This window comes from Caballeronia mineralivorans PML1(12), from assembly GCF_001028175.1.
Lineage (GTDB): Bacteria > Pseudomonadota > Gammaproteobacteria > Burkholderiales > Burkholderiaceae > Caballeronia > Caballeronia mineralivorans.
Genome location: NZ_AEJF01000089.1, coordinates 23,311 through 31,025, shown reverse-complemented (window position 1 = coordinate 31,025; position 7,715 = coordinate 23,311). Strand labels below are relative to the sequence as shown.

General features: G+C 64.6%; 6 protein-coding genes and 1 pseudogene. 2 read left to right on the top strand and 5 right to left on the bottom strand.

Features of this window, described 5'->3' with window-relative positions; all coding sequences use genetic code 11:
* The 5 genes and pseudogenes from EOS_RS14100 to EOS_RS14080 all read right to left on the bottom strand — a co-directional run.
* Nucleotides 1-438, bottom strand: a pseudogene (locus EOS_RS14100) (formylmethanofuran dehydrogenase subunit C); the annotation flags it as partial.
* Nucleotides 435-1,376: a formylmethanofuran--tetrahydromethanopterin N-formyltransferase gene (gene fhcD, locus EOS_RS14095; protein ID WP_047847276.1), complete on the bottom strand. Its 942-nt coding sequence runs from the start codon at nt 1,374-1,376 to the stop codon at nt 435-437. The pseudogene EOS_RS14100 and the gene fhcD, both read right to left, overlap by 4 nt.
* A 5-nt stretch (nt 1,377-1,381) precedes the next feature.
* A complete protein-coding gene (locus EOS_RS14090; RefSeq protein ID WP_047847271.1) occupies nt 1,382-3,085 on the bottom strand; it encodes a formylmethanofuran dehydrogenase subunit A in 1,704 nt (567 codons plus the stop codon).
* Nucleotides 3,082-4,464 (bottom strand): molybdopterin-binding domain-containing protein, encoded by a 1,383-nt coding sequence (locus EOS_RS14085; protein WP_047847275.1) that lies wholly within the window; start codon nt 4,462-4,464, stop codon nt 3,082-3,084. Before EOS_RS14085 ends, EOS_RS14090 begins: the two co-directional genes overlap by 4 nt.
* Before the next feature lie 291 nt (nt 4,465-4,755).
* Nucleotides 4,756-5,502 (bottom strand): HisA/HisF-related TIM barrel protein, encoded by a 747-nt coding sequence (locus tag EOS_RS14080; RefSeq protein WP_047847270.1) that lies wholly within the window; start codon nt 5,500-5,502, stop codon nt 4,756-4,758.
* An 11-nt stretch (nt 5,503-5,513) separates the two neighbouring features.
* Here EOS_RS14080 and EOS_RS14075 point away from each other — a divergent pair, with 11 nt between their 5' ends.
* Nucleotides 5,514-6,572 (top strand): ATP-grasp domain-containing protein, encoded by a 1,059-nt coding sequence (locus EOS_RS14075; protein WP_047847269.1) that lies wholly within the window; start codon nt 5,514-5,516, stop codon nt 6,570-6,572.
* Nucleotides 6,569-7,672, top strand: a complete 1,104-nt coding sequence (locus tag EOS_RS14070; RefSeq protein WP_047847268.1) for a hydantoinase/oxoprolinase family protein — start codon at nt 6,569-6,571, stop codon at nt 7,670-7,672. The genes EOS_RS14075 and EOS_RS14070 overlap by 4 nt, the downstream gene beginning before the upstream one ends.
* The last annotated feature ends 43 nt before the right edge of the window (nt 7,673-7,715 follow it).

Here is a 7,715-nt window from a genome sequence, read left to right as displayed (position 1 = left end):
GCCTGTCATGCCTTCCATGTCGCCGGGCAGCGGACCCGCCGCGAAGTCGCCGCTGTTGCCGTCCACCGTCAGGCGGCCGCCGCTCATCTGGCAGCCGGTGAAATCTCCGGCATGACCACTGACGTGCAATTCACCTCCCGCCATGCGAAAGCCCGTGTGGTTGCCGGTTGAGCCTTGGACGTCGATCCGGCCTTCCGCCAGATTCGCGCCCAGGCGGTCGAGCCATTGCACCTCGCCTTCGATCACGAGCGCCGCCACGTCCCCTTCCGTACGCGATATGTCGAACAAATCGCCGGCCGCGCAGGTCTCGTTACCCGCCGGCAGCACGATCCGTCCGATCTGCGCCACAGTGAGCGCCGCAAGCGCAGCAGGCAGAAGTTGCTCCGCGTCGACACGGCATCCGGGCGCGCTCCTGACCCGCAGCGTCGTCGTGCTCATGCGCGCCTCCCTTCCACGCCGGCCGCAAGCTGGCGCAAATGGAAGTGATAGGGGCCCAATTTCCCGCCGTAGTTTCCCGCCGATATTCGCAACACGCCGCCCGCCCGCCCGAGTCCCACGGCGGCTGTAATGCCCGCGGTCATCGCGGCGCCGACGTCGCTGTCGGTCAGCCCGTCGATCACGATTTCCAGCACGCAGCCGACCTCGGCGTCCAGTTCGCTTTTCGGCGACAAGCCGATGAGCGTCGGACAAAAGGCGTCGTTCGTGGATGCCGGTGCTGCAGCATATTTCGAGCCCACTTTGGAACCGGAGCGCACCACGCCGCCGGGGAACGGCATGATCACGTTCGGCAAACGGCGCATCGCGGCCACGGCGCTTTCTGCGACGCGCAGGGCCGAGTCCATATCCCGTGCGAGCAACAGCAGGTTGCCGCCGCCTACGGCTTTCACCGTGACCGTGCTTTCCTGAGCGACGAACTCGCCGTCCATCACGGGTACGCGCCAGTAGCGCGTGTCGCCGAGCATCTTGGCGATTTGCCAGCCGTCGCCGAAGAAACGCAGGCTGCTGCCGAGCGGGGCGTTGTCGGAGAGAGGCGCGCGGCTTGTGGCCGGGTCGATACCGCTATAGACCGCCGTGGTCGGGCAGGTCAGCACGCATTGCCCGACGCGCCGCTCGACCTGCTTCGCCAGTTCCTTCGTCGATACCGCGAACAGCAACACCGAGACGCCTGGCCGGCCGTCGGGCGTTTCATGCGGCGCGAGTTCCCGTTCGATGCCCGCTTCGCAGCCGCAGCCGATAACCGACGTGGCGAAGCCCGTCAGCGACGTTGCTGCATGGTTCGCCCAGACCGGCGTGTGGGCGGTGATGACGAGCCGCGTCGCTTTCATCGGGAAAGCTTCCGCGAAGGTATCGTCGATGAGGGTGTCGTTGATCTGCATGGCGCTCAGGCCCCGGCGTTCAGGCAGGCAACCGGCAAGAGACTGCCGCCGCGGCAGCACGAACAGATTTCATCGTCGCTGATGGCCGCGTGTACGGGATTGCCGACCAGATTCTTCGCGCTATAAGCCCGCAAGGTCTTCTCTATACCGTGATCGAAATCGGGCGAGACATAGTGGATGCCGCCGGTCGGCGTGGCAACCAGCGTGCCGTCGCGGGCGACCAGTTGTCCGTCCTTGAACACATACGCCGGCGATGTGAACATCCGTTCTTTATCCGCCTCGTCGCGATACACCGCGATATCCGCCGCCGCGCCCGCGCCCAGATGGCCGCGATCTTTCAAGCCGAGCAAACGTGCCGGACCAGCGCGGGTGATGATCGCGATGTCGTACAGCGAGAACTCGCGCTGTAACTCCGGTAGCGCGCTTGCTACCTGCGCTTCGGGGTTGAGCTTCGCGAGTTGCTCGTCGCGAAAACCCTTGTCCATCAGCAAGCGGATCAGGTGCGGATAACTCGTGAAAGGGCCGCCGTTAGGGTGATCGGTGGTCATCGATACGCGCCACGGGTCGTCGATCAGCAGGAAAATTTCCAGTCCGATAATCCATTGCAACGCGTTCACATAACTCTGCTCTCTATAGCGGAATGGCACGATTCCGCAGCCCGCGTCGCATTCAATGTCGCCGACTATCCACTTCTTTGGTGTCCCAAGCGGTGCGTTCTTGAACTGCATCATGGTGTCGCCGGACGCGGTGACGGTCTGCCCGAAAATGATCTGGCCGACATCGATAGACACGTTCGGCCGCGCATTCACCGCGTCGGCAATCGCGCGTGCACCCGATGAAAACTTGCGCGGCCCTTCCACGCCATAGCTATGAAACTGGATGTGGGTCAGGTGGATGGGCAGGCCGTCGGCGGCGTCCATGGTCGCGATCGTCGAGTCGATGTTGCCCGGCACGCCCAGGTTGCTTGCATGTACGTGCAGCGGATGCGGCACGCGCAATTCGGTTAGTGCACGCGATAAAGCATGCAGCACTTCGCGCGGCGTGATGCCGTAGTGAACATGCTGCTCGTCCACGTTCAGCGAGCGTTGGTTGAACTTGAACGCCGAAATGCCGCCGGGGTTGACCACCTTCACACCGAGCGCCTTGCTCGCGTGCATCGTCCAGCCGACGTAATCGCGCAGACGCTCGAAGCTGTCGCGTTGCGCAAGCAGTTGCAGGAACAGTTCGTCGTTGCCGAGCATCACGTACGCGCCGTGATCGATGATCGGCGTGTCGCCCATTTCCAGGTGCGTGTGGCGCGCGTTGGAGGGCATCATCGCGGGCTCGAAGGCGGCGGTGTATCCCATCTCCGCGTATCGATAACCCGTCGCGAGCGTGCCGGGTGTACATACACCGCAGGACGGTAGCCGAAGATAGCGGCCATCGGTGGATTCTTCGCCAGCGCCGAAGCCATTGCCAGCAGCGCTGCCGCGATGATCTTCCGGCAACAGCAAGCGCGAGAGATTGGTCTTGCCGCCGCCGATATGCGAATGCAGGTCGATGCCCCCCGCCATCACGATCATGCCGGTGGCATCGAAATCTTGATCGATGGCAGCAGCGGGTTCCGCATCGACCAACCGGCCGTCGCGCATGTACAGGTCGCGGCGTTCGCCATTGACGCCGTTGGCCGGATCGTAAAGAGTGCCGCCCCTAAGCCGTGTCAGGCTCATGGCTGGCTCCTTGCGTCGGACAAATCGGACAATCGCGCCGCTATGGCCGCGACCGTCGGGAGTTCCGTGACGCGTGTCGCGGTCAGCGGCGCGACCACCGAGCCGTCGATGCGAAACAGATGGCCGCCGCTGTCCACGCCGGGTGTCGCCACCGGAATGAATACCGTCGACCCAGTGCGTGCGCCGAGCAAACTTCTCATCGCGGGATGTCCGAGCACGACGACCGGGACGTTATCGGCGAGACCTTGGGGCAGCGGCTCAGGCTGAAAACTCGCGACCCACAGGAGCGCATCAATTTCATCCGCTGCCAGAAGCCGTGCCGTCCGATAACGCATTGGATCGTGATCGAGCGGCGGCTCGTGTGCGAGGCGCGTGGGCATCGACACGCGCGTGCGTAGCGGAAAACCCGATAGCCACGTGACGGCCTGATTGACGCTCAATGCGCCATCGTCACCGCCGAGCGCGAGCGCGCCTGCGCGCGTCGTCCGGTTCACGGCCTTGACGATCCGGTTCAACGCTTCGATCAGCAACGCCGCATGTGGCCCCGGCAACGCGGCCGGTTCATAGACGACCGCCGTATAACGCGCCGCGCTTACGCGCTCGGCCAGCGTCGCAAGCGCGTTCGCCATGCCGGTATCGTCGCGGATCGATGCTTCAGCGCGGCCTTCCGTCAGCGCGGACCAGATCGCGAGAATGTCATACGGATCGGCGTCCTTGAGGATCGAATGCGTGCTGGTGTTTTCAACGATATCCGCCGCGGGATCGACCTCGCAGCCGACAAAGATCAGGTCGCGGGCGTGGTCCGTTCCGCCCAGCACCCGCTCGTAAAAACGCGGATAACGCGCGGACGGCTGGCAATCGAACACAATCAGCAGATCGGCACGTGCGCGCACTTCGGAGAGCGTGGTGAAGAACGCGCCGCGATCCTGCAATGCGGCTGTCGATGCCGCGATCGCATCGCCGTGCAGATGATCGAGGATCGCGCCGCAGCCGGCGGCCAGCGGATAGAGCGCACGGACGCCCGCTACGTCGGTCGCGAGACCGCCGAAGAGCGGCCGCGATGCGCTCTTCAGAATATCGGCGGCGCGGCGCAGTGCCGACTCCAGGTCGGTGTCCTGACCATCGACGGACGGCTGGCTTGCACTGGGCCCACTGAACCACGTCAGCGCGTGGGTGAGCCGCGGGCAATCGACATCGGGCGCGTCCAGGGCGCCGTCATCGTGCACGATGGTCGTGATGTCGTCGCAGAGCAGGGGGCAGAACGGGCAGGTCCAGTCGCGCATGCCGGACGGGGATGCCGCAGCGGATAGGGACGATGAAGGCGCGACGGACGCGCCCGGTGTGCCGGCACTCGACGGAGGAGAGGACGAAAGGTGCATGGAGCCGCTAGTGCAAAGTCCATGCCGGTTTTTGAAGCGGGGCACCGGTTTGTTGCACCGCCAGCCCGTTTCCATGCGCATGCGGCGGGCAAACGCGAACATCGGGGAACGGCGCCGATACCCGCGCCGCAGCCGCGTGCGGATGACACCCGATGACACCCGCTGCGCAGCACAGTATGTGCGGCGCTGGAACACAGTGTCACCCGCTGGGCACGGTCGTCACGGTTCCTTGCCAAACGATTACAGGCGAACCGCCGACGCGTCCGTTGGCATGGATATTGTGTGATCGGCTCAGAGTTTTGCTGTTGACGGCAGATCGAGTTGCCGGTCGTGGATGGCGGACGCCACGAGCCATGCAGCAGCGCCGCTTTCAGCCGCGGCGGATAAGTCGGCAGCATGGCGGATACCGCCAGCACCGATGAGTTCGCGATGGCCTGCTTGCGCCCGGATAGCGGCGAAGGTGTCGAGGTCGGGACCCTGGTAGGAGCCCACGTGATCGAGCGTCATCACGATCACGCGTGACGGCCACCATGAGGTGTCAGGCCGGATTGCAAATGGGTCCGCAAGATCGGTAATAAGGCGGCCCGCGCGGTGATCGAGTGAGAGCACGGGAGCGAAACCGGCGGCTTCGTGCAGTGCTTCGGTGTTGAGAAGAGTCTCGGTGCCGAAGACCGGCACGAGCGTGGCGCGGCCGGGCCGCTGAGGACCATGACGGATAACTTCGATGCGATCGAACAGCGAGCGCATCGAAGGGAAATCGGTGTAACCGGCATCGAGCCAGATTTCGACGGGAGCTTCACCGAGCCCGTTGAGCAATTCAGCAAGGAGGCGGGCGTGATCGCCCCGCTTGAGGATCGCGCCGAGGTCGGCAATGTAAAGCGTGCGCGTGCCTGTCGCGGCCAGCAACGCACGAGCGACGGCAAGCGGCTCGCTGGTCGCGCACAGTGGGGACTCGATGGGCCGATACCGTGCGCGTTCGCCACGCATGGCGCGCACGGCTTGACCGTCGAGCAGATCGAGTACGGGTATTACCTGCATGGAAGGAACCCTTGACCAAGTTATTCGTGTACGAGTATCTCACCGGCGGCGGTATCGATCCGGCACTGGCCGGCGAGGCCAGCTTGCTCGATCTTAGCGCGCTCATCGTGGAAGGCCGTGCGATGCGTGATGCCTTGGTGAAAGACCTGCTTGACCTCGGCGGCGTGCAGGTGACGTTCGCCAGTTCGCGCTTTGAAACCGTCTCTGAAACCGTCGATCCGGCGCTCAGTCATTGCAGGGCGATGCCCGGTGAATCGATCACCGGCTTCGTCGCGCGTGTCGCCCGGCTGCACGACTGGGCATGGATCATTGCGCCCGAATGCGACGGCTTGTTGCTGCGCTTGCACGATTCGGTGGGCTCGGCGCGCTGGCTGGGATGTTCGAAGGAAGCCATCAGGATTGCATCGAGCAAAAGCGCGACGGCGGCGTGCCTCGAAGCGCACGGTATTGCGGTGACACCCGCGGTGGAGCCTGGCGTGAGCGCTGTCACGACGAATGCGCAAGCGCGCTGGGTCGTCAAGCCCGACGACGGCGCGGGCGGTCTCGATACGTTCGTCTACGACCGTTTCGACGATGCCTGCGCCGAGTACGACGCACGCGCGGCGGCCGGCCGGAATCCGATCCTGCAGGAATGGGTCGATGGCGAGCCGTTGAGCCTCTCGCTTGTCTGCGGCGAGCACGAGGTCGAACTGGTCAGCATCAACCGGCAGTTGATCGGCTTGCCCGACACGGCGGCGGCGGGCAAGAAGGAGCGCGTGGTCGAATTCAGTGGCGTGGAGGTCGATCAGATCGACCGGCAGAGCGTGCAAGGGATGGCGCTCGAAGCGTTGGCGCAACGGATCGTGGCGGCGCTGCATGGCTTACGCGGTTTTGTCGGGATTGATCTCGTGTGGCACGCGCAGCGCGGGCCGGTCGTGATCGAGGTCAATCCGCGGCTGACGGCGGCGTATGCGGGGCTGTCGGCGCGGCTCGGGCGCAACCTTGCCGGCGATCTGCTCAAGGCACATGGTGTGTCGCACCTCGGGTGCGGCGCCAATGCCGAAGCGTGTGCATTGGGGCTGCGCTCATGAAGACCGATGCCGTAGTCTTCGGCTGGGATGTGGGTGGCGCGCATATCAAGGTGTCGATGGTGACGGCATCCGGCGAGTTGCTCGACATCGCGCAATGGGCGTGTCCGTTGTGGCAAGGGCTTGGGTATCTGGAGCAGGTGATCGACCATGTGCTCGACCGCTGGCCGCTTGCCCGTGAGGCTGGCGCCCGCCACGTGGTCACCATGACGGGTGAGATGGTCGATCTCTTCGCCGATCGCGCACAGGGCGTCAGGGTCCTCGTGGATACGCTTGCGCAGCGGCTTGGACCCTCTACGCGGTTTTTTGCGGGAGCGGCGGGCTGGCTGGCAGCCAATGAGTGTGCCGATGGCTGGTGCGACGTGGCATCGGCGAACTGGCTGGCTACCGCGCAATGGGTCGCGAGCCGTGTAAGCGACGCGCTGCTCGTCGATATAGGCAGCACCACTACGGATATTGTGCCGATCGTCGCAGGGCGCGTCGTGGCGCGTGGCTGTAACGACGCGACCCGGCTTGTCAGCGGAGAGCTGGTGTACCAGGGCGTGGTGCGTACGCCGTTGTGCGGCGTATCGCATCGCATTGTTTTTCGTGGCGAGCAGGTCAACGTGATGAACGAATGGTTCGCGACGACGGCGGATGTCTATCGGTTGACGGGGGAATTATGGCCGGCGCACGATCAGCATGCGAGTGCCGATAACGGACCGAAGACCGAGGCGGCGAGCCGCGCCCGGATTGCACGGATGATCGGTCACGATGCCCGCGATGCCGGGGAGCACGAATGGCGGGAATTCGCGCAAACCTGGCGTAGCGAGCAGATGCAGATCCTCGCGGCGAACCTTGCGCGCGTGATGGAAGCGCATCCGGCGCTTGCGCGCGCGCCGCTGGTGGGTGCGGGGTGCGGGCGGTTTTTGGTCGAGGCGCTGGCGCAGCGAGAGGGGCGTGGTTTTATCGACTTCAGTGAGCTGGTTGACGCGCCCAACGCTAGTCTGGATTTGCCGGAATGGATGGCGACCTGCGCGCCGAGTGTGGCGGTGGCGTTGCTATCGTTGCACGGGGTACGCGAGCCCACCGTCGCGTGGTTCCACAGTACGGCTGCAAGTTGAAACGAGCTGACGCGAACGTGTGGCGTTGTCGTTGTGTGTGGGC